The sequence below is a fragment of the Streptomyces sp. NBC_01116 genome, from assembly GCF_041435495.1.
Classification (GTDB): Bacteria; Actinomycetota; Actinomycetes; order Streptomycetales; family Streptomycetaceae; genus Streptomyces.
The window spans coordinates 724,732-749,019 of sequence record NZ_CP108644.1 but is presented as its reverse complement, the minus strand read 5'-3'; the positions used below and the strand labels follow the sequence as shown (position 1 = coordinate 749,019).

Genomic DNA, 24,288 nt, shown 5'->3' with positions numbered 1-24,288 from the left:
CCGGAACGCGCCGTAGGATGCCGTGAGCAGCTTGGGGCCACTGGTCGGATCAGGAGCAGAAGCACATCGTGAGCAGCGAGAACGCAGACGCCGGACGTGAGCCGGAAGAGTCGTCCGTGTGGGACGTCGTCGTGGTCGGCGCCGGACCGGCCGGCGCATCGGCGGCGTACGCGGCAGCCGTGGCGGGCCGAAGAGTCCTGCTGCTGGAGAAGGCGGAACTGCCGCGGTACAAGACCTGCGGCGGGGGAATCATCGGGTTCTCCCGGGACTCCCTGCCGCCGGGGTTCGAACTGCCCCTGAAGGACCGCATCCACGCGGTCACCTTCTCGCTCAACGGCAGGCTGTCGCGCACCCGCCGCTCCCGGCGCATGCTCTTCGGGCTCATCAACCGCCCGGAGTTCGACGCCGGTCTGGTCGAGGAGGCGCAGAAGGCCGGGGCCGAACTGCGCACCGGGGCATCGGTGGTGCGGGTCGAGCAGCACGGTCCGGCCGTGCCCGACCGGCGGACGGTCGCGGTGGTGCTGGCCGGTGGCGAGACCGTGCTCGCGCGGGCCGTCGTCGGCGCTGACGGCAGCGCGGGCCGGATAGGGGCCCATGTCGGGGTGAAGCTGGATCAGGTCGATCTCGGCCTGGAGGCGGAGATCCCGGTCCCGGCCACCGTCGCGGAGGACTGGGCGGGCCGGGTGCTCATCGACTGGGGCCCGATGCCGGGCAGTTACGGCTGGGTGTTCCCCAAGGGCGACACCCTCACCGTGGGCGTCATCTCGGCGCGCGGCGACGGCGCGGGCACCAAGCGGTATCTGGAGGACTTCATCGCCCGCCTCGGCCTCGCCGGATTCGAGCCGGCCGTCTCCTCGGGCCACCTCACCCGCTGCCGCAGCGACGACTCGCCGCTCTCCCGCGGCCGGGTCGTGGTCTGCGGGGACGCGGCCGGACTGCTGGAGCCGTGGACCCGTGAGGGCATCTCCTTCGCGCTGCGCTCGGGCCGGCTCGCGGGGGAGTGGGCGGTCAGGATCGCCGAGTCGCACGACGCGGTGGACGCGCGCCGTCAGGCCCTCAACTACGCCTTCGCCATCAAGGCCGGTCTCGGCGTCGAGATGGGCGTCGGCCGTCGCATGCTCAAGCTGTTCGAGCGCCGCCCGGGGTTGCTGCACGCGGTGCTGACCGGCTTCCGCCCGGCGTGGAAGGCGTTCGCCGGGATCACCCGGGGGACGACGTCGCTGGCCGAGCTGGTCCGTACGCACCCGATGGCGCAGCGGGCGCTGTCCGCGATGGACCGCTAGGTCCTGTCGTCGAACTGCCGTCGTCGCCCGAAGGGCGGCCCTGCGGGGTCAGGCGGCAGTTCGACGACACGGCCTGGCACCCCGCCCGTCGTGACCGCGCCCCGTCGCCCGTACGGCCACGGGGCGCGGTCACGCCTCGACCGTGATCCGGAAGACCGGGTGGTCCGGGCAGGCCGCCAGCAGTTCGGCGTCCGTGGACTTCGCGGTGATCCCCTGGAAGTACTGGTCGACCTGCCAGCCCCACCGCTCCAGATAGGCCCGGATGATCCGGGCCTTCTGCGCGTCGTCGGCGATCTCCACGGCGGTGAAGCCGCTCACCTCGCGTCCCAGGCGCAGCTCTCCGCCGCCCGCGACGCGCATGTTGCGCACCCACTGCGAGTGCCCCCGGGCCGAGACGATGTACCGCTCGCCCTCGAAGGCGTGGGCGTTGACCGGGATGCGCTGCATCTGACCGCTCCTGCGTCCCCGCACCGACAGTTCGGCGGAGCCCATCAGACTGATGCCGCGCCGGGCCAGCCATCCGACGATCCGGTTGAGGCGGTGGGCGGAGGCGTTCGCCCGGAGGTAGTAGGGCTGCTGCGACATGGGTGACTCCCGCGCTATTGGGAGAGCGGTGCTCTCGCTTGAGATCAGTGTGCACGGGGCGCTGCCTCAAAGCAAGAGCACTGCTCTCGTCATTGGTAACCGCTCTCGTTTCTGGTCGGTGCTCCTTGCGCGTGGCAGACTGATCGCATGAGCACCATCCGAGGGGCCAGGGAACGCGCCCGCATCGAAGTGACGGCGGCGATCAAGGACGAGGCCAGGAAGCAGCTGGCGGAGGAGGGCGCGGCGAAGCTCTCGCTGCGGGCCGTGTCCCGGGAGCTGGGCATGGTCTCCTCCGCGCTCTACCGCTACTTCCCCAGCCGCGACGACCTCCTCACCGCCCTCATCGTCGACGCGTTCGACGCGATCGGCGAGGTCGCGGAGCGCGCGGCGGCGGGGGAGCGGGCCGGGGCCGTCCCGCCCGCCGAACGCTGGGTCGCGGTGGCCTGTGCCGTACGGGAGTGGGCGCTCGCCCATCCCCATGAGTACGCCCTGATCTACGGTTCGCCCGTCCCCGGCTACATCGCCCCGATGGACACGGTGGGGCCCGCGTCCCGAGTGGGCCTGGTCTTCATCGACATCGTCCGGGCCGCGTCCCGGACCGAGGACCTCGCCCTGCCGTCCCTCGCCCCGGAGCTGCGTTCCGACGCGGAGCGGATGGCCGCCGAGTTCGCCCCGGACGTGCCTCCGGCCGCCGTGGCGGCCCTGGTCGCCGCCTGGGCCCAGCTGTTCGGCCTGATCTCCTTCGAGCTGTTCGGTCAGTTCAACCGGGTCGTCGAGGCGCGCGAGCCGCTCTTCCGGCAGGCCGCCGGCGAACTCGCGCGCTCGGTGGGCCTGCGCGCGGTCGAGCCGTAGGGCCGCCCTTCCCCCGGCGGCGTACTCCCCACGGAGCAGGGATGATCACCACGTACGGCGGACGCCCCCGCACCCGTCCGCCCCGGCCCACGTCGGCCGCGCGAAGGTCGGACTCGGAGCCCGCGACCGGGCCCAACTGGTCGTCCTCGCCTACGCATCGGGGCTGGTGCGCCCCGGCTCGGCTGAGCGCGGTGCACGCGGCCGCGCGGCCCGGCGGCGCTCATCAGGTGACCGCGGAGTTGTCCGTCCAGATCCGGGCCACCGAGCGATCGCCGCGCAGGGTGACGGCGGTGAGCGGCAGTCGGTTCCAGAGGGTGAGGTAGAGGCCCTCGGCCGTCCCGCTCAGCTCGCAGTCGACGTCGTCGCCCGGATCGGCCCCGGCCTCCGACCGCACGGTCCGAGGCGGATCCTGGGAGATCCGCACCGTCCAGGTCGTATCCGTGTCCGTGTCCCGCATCCGCAGCGTCCGGGGCTTCTTCGAGCGCACCTTGCTCCTGGGCAGGGCGTGGAAACCGGTGAGGAGCTCGTCGATGCCGTCGACCGCCCGGTCCGCCGACACCGGGGTCAGCGGTCCGCCGAGCGCCGATTCCGCGTCCACGCGGTGCACGGTCGTCTCGTGGAGCTGGCGGCGGGACCAGAACGCCAGGGGCGAAGGGGCCGGCATGAAGGTCCAGCAGTCCAGGCCGGCGGGGGCCTTCTCCAGGGTCCTGACCAGATGGCCGTGCCCCTCGCGGAACCAGTCCAGGAGTTCGGCGCCGTCCAGGGCGGGTTCGGTGCCGGCCGGCTGGTAGGTGGTGTGGCCCTCGGCGACGAGCGCCGCCGCCCAGCGGTGCACCATGCCGGTGTGCCGCAGCAGATGGCGTATCTGCCAGCCTGGGCATGTGGGGACCGAAGCCCCCGTTCCGGCCCGCTCGGCGGCCGCCGCGAGCAGCCGCCCCTCCTCGGACAACGACGCGATGTACTCGGCGATCTGCATGACGGCGATTGTGCCGGCGGCCCGCGGGGAAATCCCCCGGTTCAGACGCCCTGCGGGTGCGCGGATCCGGCCGATCCGGCCCGGCGCACCAGGCGGACGAACCAGCCCAGGGCCAGGGACTGGACGAGCACCGAGACCACCAGGCCGAGCACCAGGAACCACGCGGGCCCGCCCGCCCCGACGCCCGCCAGGGAGCCGCCGAGGAGGAACAGGAAGACGGTCGGGGCCGCGAGGAGGAACAGCCAGACGCCGGAGAACGAGGCGTCCTCGTGGGCGACGAACAGGGTGTCCACGGCGACGAACAGCGTCGCCGCGAGCACCAGCCCGAGGTAGATCAGGGAAGCGGTGTTGCGGAAGGTCAGCCGGACCAGGGTGTTCAGGTGCGGGTGGCCGGTCAGGCGCTTCATGGTGTGCTCCCTGCTGCTCGCTCTGCCTCGTGCTCGGTCGAGGCTTCCATCGTGCGCCGGGGGAGCGGGTCCTGCCTGAGTACGGCTACTCAATCGACCAGGTGTGCGGGCGATCGGGCGTGCGCGCCCGATGATCAGGTGTGCGCGTCCGTCGTCGCGTTGCGCGCTCCGTAGCCCAGGGCTGCCGCCGCGGCGGCCAGCAGGGCCACCGTCGTCAGGGCCAGCGGCAGGGAGAACCAGTCGGCGAGGAAGCCGATCGCGGGCGGGCCGAGCAGCATTCCGCCGTAGCCGAGCGTCGACGCCGCGGCGACCCCGCCGGGACCGGCCAGTTCGCCCGCGCGCCCCACCGCGACGGGGAAGATGTTGGCGAGCCCGAGGCCGGTGACCGCGAACCCGGCCAGCGCCAGCCAGGCGGTCGGCGCCAGCGCGCCCAGCAGCATTCCGGCCGATGCCGTCACGCCGCCGAGGACGAGGGTGCGGGTCTGGCCGAGCCGCTCCAGGAGCAGGGTCCCGGTGAGCCGGCCCGCCGTCATCGTCAGGGCGAACAGCGCGTATCCGGCGGCGGCGAGCCCGGGGTGCGCGCCCAGGTCCTGCTCCAGGTGCAGTGCGCCCCAGTCGGCGAGGGCCCCTTCCCCGTAGGCCGTGCACAGGGCGATCACGCCGAAGAGCACGACGACGCGGCGGGCCCGGGGCGACAGCCGCTGCCTGGGCGCTCGCCGGTCGACGGTCTCCTGAGCGGCGGGGGCCGGGCGGTGGCGCAGCAGGGAGGGTCCGGCGAAGGCGGTGACGAGCAGACCGGTCCCGGCCAGCAGGAAGAGGTGCGTGGACGCGGAGAGGCCCCCCGCGACCAGCCCGCCGAGCCCGGCGCCGACCATGCCGCCCAGGCTGAACGCCGCGTGGAAGCTCGGCATCACGGGCCGGCGCAGTTCGGCGACCAGGTCGACGGCGGCGCTGTTCATCGCCACGTTCATCCCGCCGTACGCCGCGCCGAACACCAGCAGCACGAGGCCGAGGGAGAGCGCGGAGTGGGTCTGGGCGGGCAGGGCGATGCTCAGGGGGAGCAGGACGCCGCAGACCGCCGTGACGGCGTGGCTGCCGTAACGGCGGCAGAGCCGGCCGGTGAGCATCATGGTGATGACCGCCCCGGCGGAGACGCCGAGCAGGGCGAGGCCGAGGGTGGAGGCGGAGGCTCCGGTCTGCTGCTTGATGGCCGGGATGCGGACCACCCAGCCGGCGAAGAGGAACCCGTCGAGGGCGAAGAACACGGTCAGCGCGGTACGGAGGCGGGCCGACGAGGGTGGGGCGGTGTCTCCGCCAGGTCCCCCCGGTAGGGCCGTCCGCAGTTTGTTTAGTTGCGGCACAAACTCAGCATAGGGGTGCTCCGGCGACGGACGCAACACGGCTGCACGCCGTACGTTCCGGGGCCCCGACCGTGGCCGGAACAAGATCCCCGCACCGGCCCTGGGCGTCCGGGGCGCCTCCGGATCATGGGAGACTCGCCCCCATGAACGGCAAGGCGACCACCACCCGGACGAAGTTGGAGAGAGGCCGCAGTGCGCTCGGGCCCGCACTGGAACTGGTCCACACCGGACGCGCCCCCACCCGGGCCGTGCTCACCTCCGAACTCGGCGTCACCCGCGCCACCGCCGGGGCGGTCGCCGCGGAACTGGAGGCGCTCGGGCTGATCCGGGTCGACTCCAGCCCGGGGTCGGCGGCCGGGTCCCAGGGCCGTCCCTCGCACCGGCTGTCCGTGCTGGAGACCGGCCCCGTCGTCCTCGCCGCCCAGGTGCACTCCGACGGCTTCCGGGCCGCGCTCGTCGGGCTCGGCGGCCGGATCGTCGCCACGTCGCCGGGCTGCGTCGCGGTGATGGCCGACCCCGCACAGGTGCTCGGCGAGGTCGTGGAGGCGGGTGCGGGGCTGCTGCGCGCGAGCGGGCTGCGCTGCGTCGGGGCCGGGCTCGCGGTGCCCTCCGCGGTCGCCGAGCCGGAGGGCACCGCCCTCAACCCGCTGCACATCGCCTGGCCCGCGGGCTCCCCGGTCCGGGACATCTTCGCCGCCTGCGTACGCGAAGCGGGCATCACCGGACCCGCCTTCACCGGCAACGACGTCAACCTCACGGCGCTGGCCGAGCACCGGCACGGCGCGGGCCGCGGCGCCCAGCACCTCCTGTGCGTGGCCACCGGACACCGGGGCGTCGGCGGGGCGCTGGTGCTCGACGGCCGCCTGCACAGCGGGAGTTCGGGCCTCGCGCTGGAGGTGGGCCATCTCACCGTGAACCCCGAGGGGCGGCCCTGCCACTGCGGCGGGCGCGGCTGCCTCGACGTGGAGACCGACCCGCTGGCCTTCCTCACCACCGCCCGACGCGAACCGGGCCCCGAGGAGTCCCTCCTCAAGCAGGCCGGGAACCTGCTGCGCGCGGAGTACGGCGACCCCGCCGTGCGTCACGCCGCCGAGGCGCTGATCGACCGCCTGGGACTGGGGCTCGCCGGGCTGGTCAACATCCTCAACCCGGACCGGATCATCCTCGGCGGGCTCCACCGCGACCTGCTGGAGGCGGACCCGGAGCGGCTGCGCGCGGTCGTCGCCGACCGGAGCCTGTGGGGGCGCAGCGGCAGCGTGCCGATCCTGCCGTGCACCCTGGCCCACAACAGCCTGGTGGGCGCCGCCGAACTGGCCTGGCAGCCGGTCCTCGACGATCCCCTCGCCGCCCTGGCCTGAGCGGCTGCCCGTCCGGCCTCGGGCGGACGGTGTTCACCACGGCCGTCGTCACCACGGCCGTCCTCGCAGCGGCCGGCCGGCCCGTGGCCGGCGCTTCCGGCTGTTCCCGCCGGAGTACGCACACGGCCGCCGGCCGCCGGCGCGGCATGACCACCGGCCGGAACGCGGTGCGGCGGGACGGCGCGAAGCCGGTCCGCCGCACACCGTCGGCCCGGCCTCCGGCCACCCGCTCCGGTTCAGCCGACGACGGCCGACCGGGCGGGCACCGCCACGATGTCGTCGGGGGTGATGGTCACGGCCCCGAACGGCCCGTCGGTCATCGACCCGTAGACCGCGAGCGGCGGCAGGGTCGAGGCGCCGGTGGCCGCCGGCAGGGTGAACCAGACGGCCTTCCCGGCCGAGCCGATCGGCCGCACGCCCCAGCTCTCGCTGACGGCGGCGATCAGGGCCAGGCCCCGGCCCGACGTGGCGAACGAGTCCGCCTCGTTCACCGTGGGCAGGCGCGGGTCGTGGTCGCGGACGGAGACCGTCAGGCGGTCGAGCAGCAGCTCGATGTCGACGGTGCATGACTTGTCCGGCTGTGCGTGCCGGTGAACATTGGTGAGAAGCTCGGTGACGCCCAGGGCCGCCTGGTCGATCAGAGGATCGAGATGCCAGTAGCGCAGTTGCGCCGAAATGATTCTGCGGACCTGACCGATCCGCGACGGCAGGGCCTGGAGCTCCACCGTGCAGTGCCTGCTTGGCTCGCTGATCACGGCTGCGACTCCCCGAAATAGGTCCGGAAGAAGAGAAGAGACGCGAACGGGCCGGCGGACGACTGACTGCCGGATCCGCTCTGCTCTTGTCGTGTCTGCTCGTGTCGCGCGATCCGGTCCATGGAGCGGATCACTCTGTCACCGAGGGTGCACCTTCAGTGACATGAGACCAGCGTGGCCCAGGTGGTACGGCTCCGCAACTCGCGGCGCGGCCGGCGGCCCGGGAACCGGACCGCCCCCGCCCGACCCGCCCCGTCAGCCCCGGCGGCCGCGCGCACTGCGCAGCGTCTCCAGGAAACGCCGCAACGGGGCGGCCCCGTCGCGTCTGCGGCTGCGCTGCCCCATCGTCAACCGGTAGCGCACCCCGTTCACCCGGGCGATGACGGAATCCGCTGCGATGAACCACCACTTGCGGGCGCTGACCGAGCCCAGCGGGGCGCTGTCGATCTCCCGCCCGTTGCTCGTGAGCAGGGACAGCCGCCCGTCCTTCACCACCACCTGACCAGCCCTGGTCAGCGACCTGGTGAAGCGTTCGATCCTGACCCCCGAAGCACTGAACTCGACGTCCGTCATGGCGGATTCGCCCCCCTTCGACACCACTCCCTGCTGAGCAGTGTGCCCCGGCGCGGGCCGGACCGCCAGAGGGCCCGGAAGCGCGACGCGCCCCCGCCCGCACCGCCCGTGGCCCCCGCACCCGCGCGCGGCGGTCAAAGGCAGCGCTATGGACCATCAAAGTGAACGTTTGCGCAGGTGGGGTGCATATCGTGGAGGCGCGGGCATCGGACCGACGACCAACAGGAGCAGGCCCATGGACACCAGTGAGCACGCAGCCGGGCACGGGGCCAGGGCGACCGTGGACGTCGACCGCAGCGACCCGGAGTACCGGGCCTGGCTGAAGGAGGCCGTCCGCAAGGTCCAGGCCGACGCGAACCGTTCCGCCGACACCCACCTCCTGCGCTTCCCGCTGCCCGAGGCGTGGGGCATCGACCTCTACCTCAAGGACGAGTCGACGCACCCCACCGGCAGCCTCAAGCACCGCCTGGCCCGCTCGCTCTTCCTGTACGGGCTCTGCAACGGCTGGATCCGGCCCGACAAGCCGGTCATCGAGGCTTCCAGCGGCTCGACCGCCGTGTCGGAGGCGTACTTCGCGAAACTGATCGGCGTCCCGTTCATCGCCGTGATGCCGCGCACCACCAGCCCGGAGAAGGCCCGCCTCATCGAGTTCCACGGCGGGCGGTGCCACTTCGTGGACGACTCACGCACCATGTACGAGCAGTCCGCCGCCCTCGCCGCCGAGACCGGCGGGCACTACATGGACCAGTTCACCTACGCGGAGCGGGCCACCGACTGGCGCGGCAACAACAACATCGCGGAGTCGATCTACCAGCAGCTGCGCCTGGAGCGCTACCCGGAGCCCGCCTGGATCGTCGCCACCGCCGGGACCGGCGGCACCTCGGCGACCATCGCGCGCTACGTCCACTACCTCCAGCACGACACCCGCATCTGTGTGCCCGACCCGGAGAACTCCTGCTTCTTCGACGGCTGGACCCACCACGACCCGCTCGCCACGAGCGAGCGCGGCTCGCGCATCGAGGGCATCGGCCGCCCGCGCATGGAACCCAGCTTCGTGCCCGGCGCCATCGACCGGATGATGAAGGTGCCCGACGCCGCCAGCGTCGCCGCCGTCCGCGCCCTGGAGCGCGCCATCGGCCGCAAGGCGGGCGGGTCCACGGGCACCGGACTGTGGAGCGCGTTCAAACTGATCGCCGAGATGGTGGAGCAGGGCGAGCAGGGCAGCGTCGTCACGCTGCTGTGCGACCCGGGCGACCGCTACCTGGACAAGTACTACTCCGACTCGTGGCTGGAGGAGCAGGGCCTGGACATCGCCCCGTACACCGCCGCCATCGACGACTTCCTCACCACCGGGACGTGGCCCTGCTGAGACCGGCTCCGGCCGCGTCGCTCAGGGCGTCGTCGCCGCCAGCCGCGCGTCCAGGCGGCGCACGGCGCCCCGGAAGGACCGGCCCAGCCCCGCCCGCCCGAGGCTCAGCACCAGACGGAACAGCCCCGTCCCGTCGGCGGCGAAGGTCCACTGCACCCGGGTGCCGGAGCCCTCGGGAGTGAGCCGCCACTCCTCCAACAGGGCCCGGAGACCCGGGGCGTTGGACTCGTCGGCCCGGTAGGCGTAGCACGTGCCCGGTTCGGCGGCCACGATCGTCTCGCGGAACCGGACCCCGCCCCGCAGCCGCACCTCGCGGCCCGCGCCCGCGTCGGTGGGCGTGGCGGAGGTGACGGCGGTGAACCAGGACGGCCAGGACGCGACGTCCTCGGCGAGCGCGCGGTACACCACGTCCACCGACGCGGACACCTCGGCGGCGAACACCAGACGTATCGGCGCGGAATCGGTGAACTCCCGTCCCACGGTACGGAGTCGGTGTGCCATCGCGTGCACCTCCCGGCAGTCTGCGGCGTGTTGGGCCGGGCACACGATAGCGGTCGTCCCTTCAGTTGTCTGTACCACTGTCGGCCATCGACGCACGCCGCTTCTCCTCGGCCGCGGCCGCCTCGGCGATGTTGCGCGCCATCCCGCCGAACACCACCGAGTGGAAGGGCCACACGCTCCACCAGTACGCGTGGCCGAACAGCCCGCGCGGATGGAACAGGGCGCGCTGCCCGTACACCGTCCGGCCCCGGTCGTCGCGGCGCACCGACAGCTCCAGCCAGGCCAGGCCCGGCACCCGCATCTCGGCCCGCAGTCGCAGCAGTTCGCCCGGCAGGATCTCCTCCACCCGCCAGAAGTCCAGCGAGTCGCCCACCCGCAGATGCTGGGCGTCCCGGCGGCCGCGCCGCAGCCCCACCCCGCCGACGAGCCGGTCGAGCCAGCCGCGTACCGCCCAGGCCAGCGGGAAGGAGTACCAGCCGTTCTCCCCGCCGATGCCCTCGATCACCCGCCACAGCGCGTCCGGCCCGACCGGCACGGTCAGCTCCCGTTCGTCGCGGTAGAGGCTGCCGCCCGCCCAGTCCGGGTCGGTGGGCAGCGGGTCGCTCGGCGCGCCGGGCACCGCGGCGTTGGACCAGCGGGTGTCGACCCGCGCCTCCTGGATCCGCTCCAGCGCCAGCCGCAGCGCCCGGTCGAAGCCGATGGTCCCGTCCGGCGGATCGGGGACGTACTCCTTGATGTCGTGCTCCCGGCACACCACCTCGTGGCGCAGCGACTCCGTGAGCGGCCGGGCGATGGAGCTGGGCACCGGGGTGACCAGACCGACCCAGCGGCTGGAGAGCGTCGGGGTGAGCACCGGCACCGGCAGGATCACGCGCGGACGCAGCCCCGCCACCGCCGCGTAGCGCTGCATCATGTCCCGGTACGTCATGACGTCCGGGCCGCCGATGTCGAAGGCCCGGTTCACCCCGGCCGGCAGCTCCGCGCAGCCCACCAGATAGCGGATCACGTCCCGGACGGCCACCGGCTGGATCCGGGTCCGTACCCAGCTCGGGGTGACCATCAGCGGCAGCCGCTCCGTGAGATACCGCAGCATCTCGAACGAGGCCGACCCCGAGCCGATGACGATCGCCGCGCGCAGCACCGCCGTCGGCACCTCGGAAGCCAGCAGGATGTGGCCCACCTCGGCCCGCGAACGCAGGTGCGGCGACAGGTCCTTCTCCGGCACCCCCGCCGGAGTCAGCCCGCCCAGGTACACGATCCGGCGCACCCCCGCCGCCCGCGCCTGCTCTCCGAAGGTCCTGGCCGCCTCGCGGTCGGTCCTCTCGAAGTCCGAACCGGTGCCGAGCGCGTGCACCAGGTAGTACGCCACATCGACGCCCCGCATCGCCTCCGCCAGGGAGTCGGCGTCGGTGACGTCGCCGCGCACCACCTCCACCCGGTCGGCCCAGGGGTAGTCGCGCAGCTTCTGCGGCGTTCTGGCCAGCGCGCGCACCCGGTACCCGGCATCGAGCAGCGCGGGTACCAGCCGGCCGCCGATGTAACCGGTGGCCCCGGTCACCAGGCAGAGCGGAGCGGTGTCGTCGGGGCGTCCTGTGCTGTCGCCGGGGCCGTGCTCAAGATCCGTCACCTGTCCCAGTGTGGCACCGGACGGCTCGCGGGACCGGTCGGGAGACTCCGTACGGCGGCTTCGAAACCGTCGGTACGGTGACGGCCCCGGTCCTCGCACCGGCTCAGCGCACCGCCGCCAGCGTCTCGCCGCCGCGCAGCGACGCCGTCAGCTCCACATCGGCGTCCCGGGGCGCCCGCACCGCGAACGTCGGCCCGCCCGCCGCTCCCCGCACCGTCCCGGTCGCCTCGATCCGGGTCACCGCCCGGCTCCCCGCCGCCAGGACGTACCACCGGCCGGAGGCCGCCTTCCAGTGGGTGCCCGCCAGCACGTGCTGCCCGAACCTGCTGCACAGGGCCGTGTCGTCGCGGTCGGCGACCACCGCGGCAGGGTCCGTGGGCGAGCCGGCGGGCCCGAGGAACTGCACCAGCACCCGGCCGGGACCCCGCCAGGTGTCGGCCCGGGTGCACAGCCAGCCGGCCGAAGCACCGCCCTCGGGCAGCTTCTGCTCGGCGAAGGCCCAGTTGTTGACCGCCCGCACACCGGAACCCGACAGGGTCCGCAGGGAGCACGCCGTCCGCGCCCAGGCGAGCAGCGCCTCGGTGCCCGTCGCCTCGCGCGGCTGCCGGGCCGGCGCGCCCCGGCCGGGCTTCGGGGTGTACGTCAGATGCGCGGGCGCCAGGTCGCCCAGATCCGTCACCAGGAAGGCGTGCTTCTCCACGATCTTCCCGGACGAACGCAGTTGGAGCACCGGCCAGGAGTCGCACGCGCCGCCCGCTGCGGGCCGGGGCACCGGGGCGGTGACCCCGTCCCGCCCGACCTCCAGCGGCTGCCCGGGGGTGTTCGGCGCGAGCAGGTCCCGGGTGGTGGACCCGGCGATCCAGGGCGCGAGCAGGAACCGCGCGCTGTCGCCCGTACGGCTGACGACGACGGCCGCACCCGACGTCACGTCCGCGTCGTCCATGCGGGCGAAGTCGAGCGCGGCGCGGCCGGACCCGGACAGCGGCTCCGCGTACCGCACCACCCGGACCCCGCCGTCGTGGAACAGCACCACGGCCGCCCCGTCCACCTCACCCGCGAACAGCAGCCGGGGCGGCTGAGCGGGCGGGCCCGCCACCGTGCCCGGCGTGGTGGACACCCGGACCGTTCCCGGCGGCCCCGACCAGGCCCGCAGCGCCCGGCCCAGCAGCTCGCCGTCGCCCGTGCGCCCGCCCCGGGCGGGCCACGCGGTGAAGTCGACGCGGGAGGTGTCCGCCCACCGCTCCGCCGCCGTCCGCAGCAGCCCCGCCGGATCGAGCGCGGGGGCCGCCGCGCCCGCCCGGTCCCGGTCGTCGCCCGTGGGCCGCGTCCCCGCGTCGGCGGCGACCGCCAGGCCTCCCGCCACCACGCACAGCGCCGCGGCCACCGCCGCCGCCCGCACCCGATGTCTGCGCCGCAGCAGGTCGCTCGGGCGGGTCTGGACCGTGCACGGGTCGAACTCGCCCGACCTCAGCATCGCTTGTGCCCCGGCCGGGTCCGGCCTCCCCAGCCGGGCCGCCCGGCGCACCGCGTCCGCCGGATCCGCCACCGCCACCGCGGCCAGCAGCTCCCGCACTCCGGACTCGTCGAGCCCCTCCAGCAACCGCAGGGCGAACGCCGCCCGGACCGGCCCGGGCACCGTGGACAGGGCCCGGTCCAGGGCCAGTTCGTCGACGCCGCCCGCCCGGGGGAAGAGCCGCAGCCCCCACACCACCGGCACGGCCGGACGCAGCGCGGCCGGAGCCGGGAGCCTGCCGGGCCACCAGCGGGGCCGCCGCTCGTAGGCCAGCGCCGTCCGCAGCACCCGCAGCCGCATCCACCCGTACGCCGGGCCCGAGGGACCCCGGTCCGGTCCGGAGCCCCCGGGCGCCCTCTCGACGCCCTCCGGGGCGCCTTCCCCGCCCTCCGGGGCGCTCTCCACGCCCTCCGGGGCACCGGACCGGCGGGACTGGCCGGGAACGCGCGGGCTCCGCGTACGGCTCCCGGCGGCGGGCAGGGCCCGCTGGACGACGGCGTGCGCGGCCAGGACCCGGCGGTGCCGTCCGAGCGCCGGCGGCAGGACGACGTAGGCGAGTCGCACCAGACGGGGATAGTGCTCCACGAGGGCGGCCTCGGCCTGCTGTACGCCCGTGCGGTCGGGGAGTGCGTCGGTCTGCTGCTGCGGTTGATGGATCGGCATGAAATGGGTGCCTTCCGGGGCCGTGGCGGGGATCTGGCGGGGATGTCATACCGACAAACGAGTCAATCGTGTGACGGTCACATCACCCGTGCCGAATCGGCCATCCGGTCGTTGGCGATCTTCGCGGAGAAGCCGAGGCGCGCCTGCTCCGGCCCGGCGGCCCTACCGGTCGCCGGGGGAGGAGAGCAGGGCGTCCAGGACCTTGCCGAACATCCGCCGCCCGGTGGAGGCGAGCACCGGATCACCCCACCGGGGCACCAGCCGCACCCGCAGTTCCTCGACCCAGACCACATGGGAACCGGAATCCGTGGGAAGCACGTCGATCGAGGCCCGGCCCAGCACCACCGACCCGCGCTTCTCCAGTCGGCAGACCCCGGCCCGGCCCCCGGCGGGCGGCGTCCACCGCACCACTTCCATCGGATCGTCGAACGCCAGCGGGCCCAGCCCCGTACGCGCCACGAAGACCGTCCCGAGCTGCGAGGGAAGCCCGGTCGGGACCGAGATCGCGGTCAACGGCACCTGCGCGGCGTGCCGTTCCCAGTCGGTCACCCGGCGCCAGGCCTCGGCTGCGGGGAGAGGGGAGAAGCGCTCGATCCGGAATACGGCCACCCCCCGATCCTATGGGGTGCCCGGCGGACCCGCCGGGCAGAACGGGCCCGACGGCCCGGCTCAGCCCTCGGCGGGCGAAGCGCCGTCGGCCCCGGCGGGGACGTCGCCCGCCACCAGCAGACCCGGCAGATGATCCTCGATCTCCGCGCGCGTCCCCGGAGCCAGGCCCGCGTCCGTGACGAACGTGTCGACCTCCTCCAGCGCGGCGAAGGAACTCAGGCCCACCGTGCCCCACTTGGTGTGATCGGCCACGACCACGATCCGACGCGCCGCCCGGACGAACCGGCGGTTGGTCTCCGCCTCCGCGAGATTGGGCGTCGAGAGCCCGGCCTCGGCAGAGATCCCGTGCACACCGAGGAACAGCACATCGAAGTGGAGGGAGTCGATCGCCCGGTCCGCGACCGGCCCGACCAGCGAGTCCGAAGGCGTGCGCACCCCGCCCGTCAGCACCACCGTCGCCGCCCCGGGCCGCGCGCCGCGCCCCCCGGCCGGACGCTGCGCGTCATGGAACACATCGGCCACCCGCACCGAGTTGGTCACCACCGTCAGATCCGGCACGTCCAGCAGGTGCCGGGCCAGCGCGAAGGTCGTCGTACCGCCCGAGAGCGCGATCGCGCTGCCGGGCACCGCCAACGCCGCCGCCGCCCGCGCGATGTCCTCCTTGGCGCTCAGCTCCAGCGCCGACTTCGCCTCGAACCCCGGCTCGTGCGTACTCGCCTCGACGACCGGGACCGCGCCGCCGTGGACCTTCTCGATCACGCCCTGGCGGGCCAGCGCGTCCAGATCCCGGCGGATCGTCATGTCGGAGACGTTCAGCTTGCGGGTCAGCTCGTTGACCCGGACCCCACCGCGCCTGCGCACCTCGTCGAGGATCAGCGCGCGTCGCTGTTCCGCGAGCAGGTTCTGATTCTCGCTCAACGCCGGGTCCGGTCCTTCCCTCTGCCGTACGGTCCGCAGCGGTCTGCGCGACACGCTCATCCTGCCACGCAGGCATGTCCGGCGTATCACCTGGGGAGATTCCGTGAGACCGCTTCACGCACCCGCCCCGCGCCCGGAATCCTGGGGACCTCGCGACCGGCGGGTCACCACGCCCGGAGCCCACGGCGTCCCGGCCCCGCACCTCCCGCTCCTGTGCACGTCATCGTCGGCCGCGAGGCCGGCGCGCCCGAGAGAGAGTCCCCCCTTGGCTCCTGCCGTACCCTCCCCGTCCCCGCCCCCGCCTTCCTCCCCGTCCCCCCAGCACACCGGGACCGCACTCGAACTGCTCGTCCACGGCGTCGGCGGTGCCACCCCGCAGGAGGTGCTGGGCGACCCGCGCACCGTCCGGGTCACCGGGGACGAGACCGCGGCCGTGTACCGGCGCACCGAGGACGCCCACGGCGAGAAGCACCCCGAGCGCTACCGGGACGAGCCCGTCGCCGAGGCGTACTGCTGGTCCGGCCTCACCTCCGGCAACGGCTCCCGCGCCCTGTGGCTGCTGCTCCTGCCGTTCATGGTGGTCAACCTCGCCCACTGGATGCGTCCCACCGCCACCGGCCGCGCCCGAGCGGTCCGGCTGTACGGCGTGCTGGTGCGGCTCGTCGCGCTCAGCCTCACCGTGCTGCTCACGGCGGCCGCCTGCGAGGTCGCCCTGGACCTGCTGGCCTGGCAGTGCGCGGGCGCCGAGGCCTGCGCCGAACGCCGGTCCTGGCTCGGCTTCCTGTCGGCCCGGCAGGGCGGCTGGTGGTCCCAGCCCGGCCGCCGCCTCGCCCTGGCCGCCGTCGTGCCCGCGGCCCTGGTGGGACTCCTGTGGTACCTGTCCAACCGGACCTGGAGCGCGTACGAGTCCCAGGGCCCCCTGGACGAAGGGGACATCGACGTCCACGACCCCGAAGGGGCGGACGAGGCCCACGGCCCCGACGCACCCGGTCCGGAGACGGACGGGGCCCCGCGCCCGCCCGTCCCGGTCCGACCCGCGCTCGGCAGGCCCGGCTTCTGGTACGGCCGCCGCATCGTCGCCCGGCTCCGCGCCGCCCACACGGCGGCCGGGTTCCTGACCGTCGCCGCGGCCGTCGCCGGCGCCGCCGCCCGGCACGACCGGGGCGCCGAAGGCCCGGTGCCCCCGTTCTTCGGCGCGGTCGTCGAGGGCGGCATCGTCCTGTGCGCGCTCGTCGTCCTCGCGGTCGTCTGCCGCCGGGGCCGCAGCGAACGGACCCGCGACACCAAGCTGGACACCGCCCTCATCACCTGGCTGCCCGGCTCCGCGCTCGCCCTGCTCGCCCTCGCCGTCGTGCACGCCTCCTGGTCGCGCCCGGACTGGCAGTCCTCGGGCAGCCTGCCCGGCGAGACCGCCTTCCGCCTCCTCGCCCTCGGCCAGGGCATCCTCGTCGTCGTCCTCGCCCTGGTCGCCCGGAGCCTCTACCGGCGCACCCCCGAACCGCGCACCGTCCTCCACGGACTCGGCGGCCCCGCGGTCGCGATGCTCGCCTGCGCCCTCGGCGGCGTGATGACCGGCGGGGTGGCCCAGCGCGTCGCCGACTGGCTCGACGGGCCCGGCAGCCCGGGCATGGGCCACGACAGCGACATCGCCGGGCCGCCGGTCCTGCTCAGCTGGCAGGCCTCCGTCATCCCGGTGCTTCTGCTGCTCCTGCTCGTCCCGGTCCTGGTGCTGATCGTCCGCACCGCGCGCACCGCCCGCCGCCTCGGCCCGGTCATCGAGGCGGAGTACGCCCCCGAACCGCCCGACGAGGGCCGTACCCGACGCATCGCCCGGATCCGCGCGACCGCCGCCCTCACCGACTCCGCGCCCTGGATCATCGGCGTGGTCTCCGGGGCCGCCCTGCTGCTCGGGACCGGCGCGGTCATCGGCTCCTGGCGCAGTGACGAGGTGCCGGGCCGGGCCGCCGACGGGAGCTGGCCGCTCATCGAATCGTTCGCCGAGGCCGCGCAGTCGACCGGCTCCTGGCTGATCGGCTTCGGATTCGTCCTGTTCGTCGCCGGCGGCCGGCGCGCCTACAAGGACGCCTCGGCCCGCCGCACCATCGGCATCCTCTGGGACGTGGGCACCTTCTGGCCGCGCGCCGCCCACCCCTTCGCGCCCCCGTGCTACGCCGAGCGCGCCGTCCCCGACCTCGCCTCCCGGATGTCCGCCTGGACGTCGACCACGCCCCGGGGCCGGCTCGTCATCTCGGGCCACTCGCAGGGCAGCGTGCTCGCCGCGTCCGCCGTCTGGCAACTGCCCGACGCGACCCGCCGCCGGGTCGCGCTCCTCACCTACGGCTCCCCCCTGGAGCGGCTGTACGGGCGGTGGTTCCCGGCCTACTTCGGAGCCGAGCCCATGCTCGGGCTGCACCGCTCGGTGCACTGCTGGCGCAATCTGTGGCGGGCCACCGACCCGATCGGCGGTCCCGTCCGCATCTGCGCCGACCCCGACCCGGGCGTCGACCGTGGCCCCTTGAAGGACCCGCTGGCCTACGGACGGACCACGAAGCTCCCGCTGCCCGAACCGATCCTCGGGCACTCCGACTACCAGGCCGACCCGGCCTTCGCCGAGGCGCGGGCCGCCCTCATCGACGAACTGGGGCCGCTGGTGCCCCGGCAGGCGGAGGCGGGCCTTCAGAAGGGCAGCCCGGGGAGATCCTCCGGGTAGAGCAGGGTCAGGTCGTCCGTGCTCGTCTCGGCGAGCTGGGCGACCCGGCCCGCGTGCCGCTCCACCATCGACTCGAAGGTCTGGCGGGCGGTGCGGCCGTTGCCGAAGGCGGGGCCCTTGGGCAGCTCCGTGAAGTACTTGAGCAACGCCTCCCCGGTGCCCTCCGCCAGGCTGTACTCGTGCTCCTCGGCCTGCTGCTCGACGATCCGCAGCAGCTCCTCGGGGAGGTAGTCGTGGAAGGTGATGGTCCGCGAGAACCGCGAGGCCACCCCGGGGTTGACGGTGAGGAACCGCTCCATCTCGTGGGTGTAGCCCGCGACGATCACGACCACCGCGTCCCGGTGGTCCTCCATCAGCTTCACCAGCGTGTCGATGGCCTCCCGCCCGAAGTCCCGCCCGGAGTCCTCGGGGGAGAGGGCGTACGCCTCGTCGACGAACAGCACCCCGCCGCGCGCCCGGTCGAACGCCTCCTGGGTCCGGATGGCCGTCGAGCCGATGTGCTCCCCGACCAGGTCCACCCGGGAGACCTCGACCAGGTGGCCGCGCTCCAGCACACCGAGCGAGGCCAGGATCTCCCCGTACAGCCGGGCGACCGTGGTCTTTCCCGTACCGGGGGAGCCGGTGAAGACGAGGTGCCGGCGGACGGACGCGGCCTTGAGACCGGCCTCCTGGCGGCGGCGGCCCACCTCGATCATGTCGGTCAGCGCCCGCACCTCGCGCTTGACGCTGTCCAGGCCCACCAGCGCGTCCAGCTCGCCGAGGACCGCCGAGGAGTCCCGGGCCGACTCCACCGGGGCGACCGGTTGCGGAGCGGGCTCGACCGCGCGCTGCCCGGGCAGCGCGCCCAGCAGACCGGGCGTCGACCGCGTTTCCGTCAGCACCGCGGGCGGCGGCGGGGCCGACGCCGTACGCAGACCGCTCTCGTCGCTCGTGCAGTTCTCGGCAACCGGCCCGGTCGCGGCGGCGCTGTCGCCCTCGGGGAATTCGTAACCGCCCCGGGCGCACCGCTCGGTACGGCAGCGGGTGAGGGTGGTGCGGCAGCCCTCCATGATGTGGAAGCCGTAGCCCTCGCTGCCCGTCACCCGGCAGCTGTCGAAGGTGCCCCGGCCCTCGGCCGAGACGTAGAACCCCGCCTCGGCCGGGGAGGTGACCGTGCAGCGCTCGATGGTGGGGTCCGCGCCCTTGGTGACGATGACCCCGGTCTGCGCCGCGTCAATGGTGCAGTTGTTCAGCGTGCCGCCGCTGCCGTGGTCGCGGAACCAGGCGCCCGTGGACGCCTCCCGGATCCGGCAGTCGTCCAGCTGGGCGGTGGCCCCGTCGCTCACGGAGACGGCGGTGTTGCGGATCTGGGAGAGGTCGCTGTCCACGACGTCGGCGCGCGATCCCCGGTCGAGGACGAACAGCGCGTCGGGCACGTCGTGCACCCGGCAGGCGTCCAGTATCACCGTCGCGCCGTCGCTGACCCAGACCGCCGGATAGTCGCCCGTGCTGTCGTGGATCTCGCACTGGTTGGCGTCGACCCGGGTTCCCGGGTCCCAGACCGAGAGCCCGTTGCGGCCGAAGCGGCGGACGGTGGACCGGGTCAGCGTGAGCACCGAACGCGACCGCAGGTCGACGGCGTTCTCCGGGATGTCGTGGATGTCGCAGTCGGCGAGCGTGAGCACCGCGTCGGTGTCCAGCGTGACGCCGTCCGCCGAGGTACGGTGCACGGTGCAGTCGGTCAGGTGGGCCGAGCCGCGCGCGGTGACCTGGATGCCGCTGCCCTTGATCTCGTAGACCTCGCAGCCGAACGCCTCCAGACCGCTGCCCTCGCCGGTGACGCCGATGCCCGCCCCGGACGCGTGGTGGATGCGGCAGCGGTCCAGGCGCGGATGCCCGCCGTCGCGGACCGAGACCCCGGACTGGCCGGCCGAGACGACCTCGCACTCCTCGAACACACCGCCCGCACCGTCCAGCACGGCGATGCCGACCCCGGCCGGATTGTCGACCGTGCAGCGCCGCACGGTGGGCCGGGCCGCGCCGCGCACCTCGATGCCCGCGGCGGACCGCGTCACGATCCGCAGGTCCGTCAGCTCCGCGGTGCCGTCCTCGACCAGCAGCGCCGGGGCCGCCGAGTCCTGGCCCTCGATATGGAGGTCCTGGATGACCGCGGAGGCGCGCACGGTCAGCGGTACGCCGTCGACCGGCGCGATCCGGACGGAGCCGACCGAACCCTCGGGGCCGCGCAGCGTCACCGCGCGACGGACGACGAGATTCTCCCGATACGTCCCGGGCGCGACGGTGAGGACGTCGCCGTCGGCTGCCGCCTCCAGGGCCGCGGAGAGGGAGGCGTACTCGCCCGTGCGGCGGCGCCATCGCGATGTGCCGGTGTGCGTCACCTGGACCGTGCCCTGTGCCATGGCGTTGCTGTGCCCCCACCTCGTGCTGTGCGATGCCTCGGTTCAGTCCGTCGCCGGGGAGGCGGACGGGGTCGGACCACCGTAGCGCGCGTGAGGGGCGGGAGTTGACGAGTCCGCCCCGTCGAGCGATGTCGCCCGCCGTCGTCTCCGGCCGGGGGAGGCCGTGGTCAGCCGCCCGTTCCGGCCCTGCCCCAGTCCGGGCCCGCCTCGGCCCACTCCCGGTCGAGCCGTGCGTACCGCCGCCGCTCCATGCGCCGCACGACCAGCCGGCGGCCCGCCTCGACGCCGCCGGCGGCGAGCAGGAACGTGCCGATGCCGCCCAGCACCGCGTGGGTCCGGGCGGTGCGCCCGTCCATCGGCGGCGGCACCGGATAGCCCGCCGCGTCCGTCCAGATCCGCACCGGGGACCCCGGGCCGCCCGGTCGGGAGGCGGTGGCCACCTTGCCGGTGCGCGGACTGCCGTCCGGGGCCTCCCAGGACGCCACCACCCAGATGCGCGCGGCCCGTTCGACGCCGCCCCCCGGATCACCGGCGAACCGTTCAGGCCCCGCCGGACCCACCACGACCGCGTCGACGGGGTGACGCTCCTCGTGCTGGGCCCGGACCGACCGCTGGAGAGCCGCGTCCGCGATCGTCCCGCCCGCCCACCCCGCGGCCGGGGCGCCGATCACGAGGAGCAGCAGCGCTCCGAGGGCCACCCGGGCCTCGCGGCGATCGGTGGCACGGCGCAGCGGACTGCCCCGCCCGCGCAACAGCGCCCACAGCACCCACACGCCCGCGCCCCCGCTTCTTCTCTTCTACCGGTCTGTCGGTCTGTCTACTGGTCGAGGATCCGTACGGGGTCCCCGACCCTGATCACTCCCGTCCCCTCAGGGATCAGGTTCTGGCCGAAGACCAACTGCTTGCCGAACCGGCGGTGGCGGGCCAGCGTGAGCAGCGGCTCCCTGCCCCGCTCGGCGGTGCGCTGGTCGGTCGTCGTCATCACACAGCGGCCGCAGGGCTTGGCCACCGTGAAGGCGACCTCGCCGATGGCGATCCGCCGCCAGCCGTCCTCCGCCCACGCCTCGGTCTCCCCGATCACCACGTTGGGCCGGAAACGGTCCATCGGCAGCGGGCCCTCGCCGGGCCGGTCGCCCGTGGCGATCAGGGCGTTGAGCGCGTCGAGCGACGCCGTGGTGGTCACCAGCAGCGGGTAGCCGTCGGCGAGGGAGACCATGTCCCCGGGCCGGGCGAAGAGCGGGTCGACGGGCCTGCGGTGCGACGGATCGTCGAGATGCACGAGCCGGACCTCCGTACCGAGCACCGCGCTCAGCCAGTCGTGGGCGTCACCCGGTGCCTCCTCCACCACCACGGTGTCCCGGTGCAGCTCCACCGTGAGCATGCGTCCGGCCTCCGGGCCCTCGACGCGCCGGGACGGAAAGCCCGGCGCGGACAGGAGCACGCCGCCGCCCGGCAGCGGCTCGGCCGCGATCCGCGCCATGAACGGCTGCTGACGCTGTGTGACGGCCTTGGACGCCTTGTCGACCAGCATCCAGCGACGGTCGCCGGCGAGTCCCCATGGCTCGACGGCGACCATGTCGCAGGCGCGGGCGGCAAGCGACTTGACCGGATAGACGTGGGCGGAACGGAGCACGGGAAAGCTCATACGCCCATCCTGCCAGCAACCCCTGACCCCGTACGCGCGGCTTCCGGATCACCTGCGGCACTGGATGCGGCTGATGTCTGGTGCGTCCCCCGGTGCGCCTCGTCGCACGGAGCCGCGGTCAGTACCCCCGGCTCTGGTACGGCCGGTTGTACGGGTCCTCGTACGGCGACTGCGCCGGCGCGGGCCGCGGCGAGGCCGGGCGCATCGACTCGTACCCGGTGCCGGGCGCGGGCCGCGGCGGTTGGGACTGCTGCGGATAACCGCGGACCGTCGAGGGCTGCTGCGGGATGTACGGCGCGGGCGCGTGCTGCAACTGGGCGGGCTGCATCGGCGTGTGCTGCGCCGGAGCCTGCTGGTACTGCGGCATCGGCTGCTGCTGCGGGTAGCCGTAACCGGTCTGCTGCGACGGGGCCGCGGGCAGGGCGGGCAGCGCCGACGGCAGGGCCGGCAGGTAGCTGTTGCCGGTGTCATAGGCGGCCGGAACCCGGATGGGCGCGATCTGAGGGGTTCCCCGCTCCGCGACCAAGGAGTCGTAGATCGGAGTGTCGGGGAACGACGCGGCGTAGTAGCCGCCGCCGAAGGTGGAGCGGGGGGACGTCATGACACCTAAGTTAAGCCCACGATGTGCTGTATGGGGAGTCCCCATCTTTGGGTTATCCGATTTACGCTGGTTCTGTGCGCCCGGCCCGCCAAAACACCGTTAAAGATTTCGTTAACAGCAGGGACCTTTCCGCTGGTGGGCGACGGCTTCGGTACGCGCTCCGGACCGCGAAGAGGGAACGGCGTCGACGCATGCGGGAGGCGGGCGAAAAGCCTTTGGGCAAAGCGCGATGCGCCCGGTTCGATGTCGCGGAGATCGTCCGCGGGCCCGAAAACCCCCGCCTTCCATCGGCCCGTCTCGGGCCCTCACCCGCACCGCCCTCACCCGCCCGGTCCGGGGTGACCGGCCACCCGTGACGCGCGGCGCGGGAACCGGCCCGCCACCGGCAGGACCAACAGCGCGGCCAGCCCGCCCGACAGGGCCAGCGCCGGGTAGCCGTCGCGCGCGACGACCAGACCCGACGCCAGGCTTCCGGCCGCTCCGGCGACCGCGAGCCCCACGTCCACCAGGCCCTGGGTCGTGGCCCGCCGGTCCGGGGGCAGGGCGTCGGTGACGATCGCGGTGCCGCTGATCAGCCCGAAGTTCCAGCCCAGACCGAGGAGTACCAGAGCGGCGCCGAGCGCGGGTGTCGAGCCCGCGGGTGACAGGGCGGCCAGTGCCCCTGCCGCCAGCAGCAGCGGTCCGGACGCGCAGGCTACCCATCGTCTGCCGATCCGGTCGACGAGCAGCCCGGTGAGCGGGGAGGGCAGGAACATCGCCCCGACGTGCAGGGAGATCACGAGCCCCGCGGCCTGGGCGGTATGACCGTGCGCCAGCATGTGCACCGGTGTCATCGTCATGATCCCGATCATCACGACCTGGGTCAGGACCATCACCGCGGTGCCGACGGCGACATCGTGACGCCCGGCGGGCGCCGGGACCCGGTCGCGGGACCCGTCCGTACCCGCGCTGCCCCCCTTGCCGGGGTCCGTGTCCCGGCCCTGGGCGACCCGGGCGGCCAGTTCCTGGGCGAGCCGGAGCGGATCGGGCCGCAGCAGGCAGGCGAGGACGACCGCGGTGGCGGCGAACGCCGCGGCCGCCAGCAGGAAGGGGCCGGCGAGACGCGGCACGCCCCAGGCGTGCGCGACCTCGCCGGCCGGCGTCACCAGCATGGGCCCGGCCACCGCGCCCAGGGTGGTGGCGAACAGCACCGCGCTCACGGCCCGTCCGCGCCGGGCGGGGGAAGCCAGATCCGCCCCGGCGTAGCGGGCCATGAGGCCGGTCGCCGTACCCATTCCGTACACCACGAGGGCCGGGAAGAGCAGGGCCACGCTCCCGGTGGCGGCGGCGACCACCACCCCGACGCTGCCGAGCGCCCCGGTCGCGTAGCCCAGTGCCAGTCCGGGGCGGCGGCCCCAGCGGGTGCAGAGCCGGCCGATGGCGAGCGCGCCGAGTGCGGCCCCGGCGGTGAAGAGCGCGCTCGGCACGCCCGCGAGGCCGGTGGAGCCGAGCATCTCCTCGGCGAGCAGGGCCCCGACGGTGATTCCCGCCGTGAGACCGGCGCCGCTCATGACCTGGGCCAGTACCAGCACAGCCAGAATGCG

The 24,288-nt window shown here is 74.1% G+C and carries 21 protein-coding genes and 1 pseudogene; 6 read left to right on the top strand and 16 right to left on the bottom strand.

What is annotated here, in order from left to right; genetic code table 11:
* Positions 1–68: 68 nt before the first annotated feature.
* Positions 69–1,283, top strand: a complete 1,215-nt coding sequence (locus OG245_RS03055; protein WP_371621996.1) for a geranylgeranyl reductase family protein — start codon at positions 69–71, stop codon at positions 1,281–1,283.
* A 129-nt stretch (positions 1,284–1,412) separates the two neighbouring features.
* Here OG245_RS03055 and OG245_RS03050 read toward each other — a convergent pair whose 3' ends face one another.
* The gene (locus OG245_RS03050) at positions 1,413–1,868 is read right to left on the bottom strand and encodes a nitroreductase/quinone reductase family protein (protein ID WP_371621995.1); all 456 of its coding nucleotides are present in this window, start codon (positions 1,866–1,868) and stop codon (positions 1,413–1,415) included.
* 147 nt (positions 1,869–2,015) lie between these two features.
* On the opposite strand from OG245_RS03050, the gene OG245_RS03045 reads away from it, so the two are divergent.
* Positions 2,016–2,720, top strand: a complete 705-nt coding sequence (locus OG245_RS03045) for a TetR/AcrR family transcriptional regulator (RefSeq protein ID WP_371621994.1) — start codon at positions 2,016–2,018, stop codon at positions 2,718–2,720.
* A gap of 79 nt (positions 2,721–2,799) precedes the next feature.
* Positions 2,800–2,898, top strand: a pseudogene (locus OG245_RS03040) (DNA-binding response regulator); the annotation flags it as partial.
* Positions 2,899–2,943: 45 nt separating this feature from the next.
* On the opposite strand, the gene OG245_RS03035 reads toward OG245_RS03040, so the two are convergent.
* From OG245_RS03035 to OG245_RS03025, 3 genes are all read right to left on the bottom strand, one after another.
* Complete coding sequence (locus OG245_RS03035) at positions 2,944–3,696, bottom strand: maleylpyruvate isomerase family mycothiol-dependent enzyme (protein ID WP_371621993.1); 753 nt, start codon at positions 3,694–3,696, stop codon at positions 2,944–2,946.
* A 41-nt stretch (positions 3,697–3,737) separates the two neighbouring features.
* Complete coding sequence (locus OG245_RS03030; protein WP_371621992.1) at positions 3,738–4,103, bottom strand: SCO4225 family membrane protein; 366 nt, start codon at positions 4,101–4,103, stop codon at positions 3,738–3,740.
* Between the two features lie 134 nt (positions 4,104–4,237).
* Positions 4,238–5,368, bottom strand: coding sequence for an MFS transporter (locus OG245_RS03025; protein WP_371621991.1), 1,131 nt, complete (start codon positions 5,366–5,368; stop codon positions 4,238–4,240).
* A gap of 239 nt (positions 5,369–5,607) precedes the next feature.
* Between OG245_RS03025 and OG245_RS03020 the strand changes: the two genes are divergently transcribed.
* Positions 5,608–6,822, top strand: coding sequence for an ROK family protein (locus tag OG245_RS03020; protein ID WP_371621990.1), 1,215 nt, complete (start codon positions 5,608–5,610; stop codon positions 6,820–6,822).
* Between the two features lie 236 nt (positions 6,823–7,058).
* Here OG245_RS03020 and OG245_RS03015 read toward each other — a convergent pair whose 3' ends face one another.
* Together OG245_RS03015 and OG245_RS03010 are read right to left on the bottom strand one after the other, a co-directional pair.
* Positions 7,059–7,577 carry an ATP-binding protein gene (locus OG245_RS03015; protein WP_364871708.1) on the bottom strand — a complete coding sequence of 173 codons (519 nt, stop codon included), beginning with the start codon at positions 7,575–7,577 and terminating at the stop codon, positions 7,059–7,061.
* Between the two features lie 255 nt (positions 7,578–7,832).
* A complete protein-coding gene (locus OG245_RS03010) occupies positions 7,833–8,150 on the bottom strand; it encodes a hypothetical protein (protein ID WP_371621989.1) in 318 nt (105 codons plus the stop codon).
* A gap of 235 nt (positions 8,151–8,385) precedes the next feature.
* Between OG245_RS03010 and OG245_RS03005 the strand changes: the two genes are divergently transcribed.
* On the top strand, positions 8,386–9,519 hold the full coding sequence (locus OG245_RS03005) for a PLP-dependent cysteine synthase family protein (protein WP_371621988.1): 1,134 nt from the start codon (positions 8,386–8,388) through the stop codon (positions 9,517–9,519).
* A 21-nt stretch (positions 9,520–9,540) separates the two neighbouring features.
* On the opposite strand, the gene OG245_RS03000 is transcribed toward OG245_RS03005, so the two are convergent.
* The 5 genes from OG245_RS03000 to OG245_RS02980 all read right to left on the bottom strand — a co-directional run bounded on the left by OG245_RS03000 (position 9,541) and on the right by OG245_RS02980 (position 15,350).
* Positions 9,541–10,020, bottom strand: coding sequence for an SRPBCC family protein (locus OG245_RS03000; protein WP_371621987.1), 480 nt, complete (start codon positions 10,018–10,020; stop codon positions 9,541–9,543).
* A gap of 61 nt (positions 10,021–10,081) precedes the next feature.
* Positions 10,082–11,647, bottom strand: coding sequence for an SDR family oxidoreductase (locus OG245_RS02995; protein ID WP_371621986.1), 1,566 nt, complete (start codon positions 11,645–11,647; stop codon positions 10,082–10,084).
* Positions 11,648–11,750: 103 nt separating this feature from the next.
* Positions 11,751–13,823 (bottom strand): hypothetical protein, encoded by a 2,073-nt coding sequence (locus tag OG245_RS02990; RefSeq protein WP_371621985.1) that lies wholly within the window; start codon positions 13,821–13,823, stop codon positions 11,751–11,753.
* 162 nt (positions 13,824–13,985) lie between these two features.
* Positions 13,986–14,432 carry an SRPBCC family protein gene (locus OG245_RS02985; RefSeq protein WP_371621984.1) on the bottom strand — a complete coding sequence of 149 codons (447 nt, stop codon included), beginning with the start codon at positions 14,430–14,432 and terminating at the stop codon, positions 13,986–13,988.
* A gap of 60 nt (positions 14,433–14,492) precedes the next feature.
* On the bottom strand, positions 14,493–15,350 hold the full coding sequence (locus tag OG245_RS02980; protein ID WP_371621983.1) for a DeoR/GlpR family DNA-binding transcription regulator: 858 nt from the start codon (positions 15,348–15,350) through the stop codon (positions 14,493–14,495).
* A 265-nt stretch (positions 15,351–15,615) separates the two neighbouring features.
* Here OG245_RS02980 and OG245_RS02975 point away from each other — a divergent pair, with 265 nt between their 5' ends.
* A complete protein-coding gene (locus OG245_RS02975; protein WP_371621982.1) occupies positions 15,616–18,060 on the top strand; it encodes a hypothetical protein in 2,445 nt (814 codons plus the stop codon).
* Here the strand turns inward: OG245_RS02975 and OG245_RS02970 are convergent.
* The 5 genes from OG245_RS02970 to OG245_RS02950 form a co-directional block, all read right to left on the bottom strand.
* Positions 18,027–20,459 carry a right-handed parallel beta-helix repeat-containing protein gene (locus tag OG245_RS02970; protein ID WP_371621981.1) on the bottom strand — a complete coding sequence of 811 codons (2,433 nt, stop codon included), beginning with the start codon at positions 20,457–20,459 and terminating at the stop codon, positions 18,027–18,029. The genes OG245_RS02975 and OG245_RS02970 overlap by 34 nt on opposite strands.
* Before the next feature lie 167 nt (positions 20,460–20,626).
* A complete protein-coding gene (locus tag OG245_RS02965) occupies positions 20,627–21,232 on the bottom strand; it encodes a hypothetical protein (RefSeq protein WP_371621980.1) in 606 nt (201 codons plus the stop codon).
* A 44-nt stretch (positions 21,233–21,276) separates the two neighbouring features.
* Positions 21,277–22,104, bottom strand: a complete 828-nt coding sequence (locus tag OG245_RS02960) for an MOSC domain-containing protein (protein WP_371621979.1) — start codon at positions 22,102–22,104, stop codon at positions 21,277–21,279.
* Positions 22,105–22,222: 118 nt separating this feature from the next.
* Complete coding sequence (locus OG245_RS02955; RefSeq protein ID WP_371621978.1) at positions 22,223–22,705, bottom strand: DUF6643 family protein; 483 nt, start codon at positions 22,703–22,705, stop codon at positions 22,223–22,225.
* Positions 22,706–23,025: 320 nt separating this feature from the next.
* Positions 23,026–24,276, bottom strand: coding sequence for an MFS transporter (locus tag OG245_RS02950; protein ID WP_371621977.1), 1,251 nt, complete (start codon positions 24,274–24,276; stop codon positions 23,026–23,028).
* Between the last annotated feature and the right edge of the window lie 12 nt (positions 24,277–24,288).

What these genes read in the sequence shown, in the direction of transcription:
- OG245_RS03035 (WP_371621993.1), bottom strand. Translation starts at nt 3,696, where the DNA reads ATGCAGATCGCCGAGTACATCGCGTCGTTGTCCGAGGAGGGGCGGCTG.
- OG245_RS03010 (WP_371621989.1), bottom strand. Translation starts at nt 8,150, where the DNA reads ATGACGGACGTCGAGTTCAGTGCTTCGGGGGTCAGGATCGAACGCTTC.
- OG245_RS03020 (WP_371621990.1), top strand. Translation starts at nt 5,608, where the DNA reads ATGAACGGCAAGGCGACCACCACCCGGACGAAGTTGGAGAGAGGCCGC.
- OG245_RS03030 (WP_371621992.1), bottom strand. Translation starts at nt 4,103, where the DNA reads ATGAAGCGCCTGACCGGCCACCCGCACCTGAACACCCTGGTCCGGCTG.
- OG245_RS02990 (WP_371621985.1), bottom strand. Translation starts at nt 13,823, where the DNA reads ATGCCGATCCATCAACCGCAGCAGCAGACCGACGCACTCCCCGACCGC.
- OG245_RS03045 (WP_371621994.1), top strand. Translation starts at nt 2,016, where the DNA reads ATGAGCACCATCCGAGGGGCCAGGGAACGCGCCCGCATCGAAGTGACG.
- OG245_RS02955 (WP_371621978.1), bottom strand. Translation starts at nt 22,705, where the DNA reads ATGACGTCCCCCCGCTCCACCTTCGGCGGCGGCTACTACGCCGCGTCG.
- OG245_RS02970 (WP_371621981.1), bottom strand. Translation starts at nt 20,459, where the DNA reads ATGGCACAGGGCACGGTCCAGGTGACGCACACCGGCACATCGCGATGG.
- OG245_RS02960 (WP_371621979.1), bottom strand. Translation starts at nt 22,104, where the DNA reads ATGAGCTTTCCCGTGCTCCGTTCCGCCCACGTCTATCCGGTCAAGTCG.
- OG245_RS03050 (WP_371621995.1), bottom strand. Translation starts at nt 1,868, where the DNA reads ATGTCGCAGCAGCCCTACTACCTCCGGGCGAACGCCTCCGCCCACCGC.
- OG245_RS03000 (WP_371621987.1), bottom strand. Translation starts at nt 10,020, where the DNA reads ATGGCACACCGACTCCGTACCGTGGGACGGGAGTTCACCGATTCCGCG.
- OG245_RS03005 (WP_371621988.1), top strand. Translation starts at nt 8,386, where the DNA reads ATGGACACCAGTGAGCACGCAGCCGGGCACGGGGCCAGGGCGACCGTG.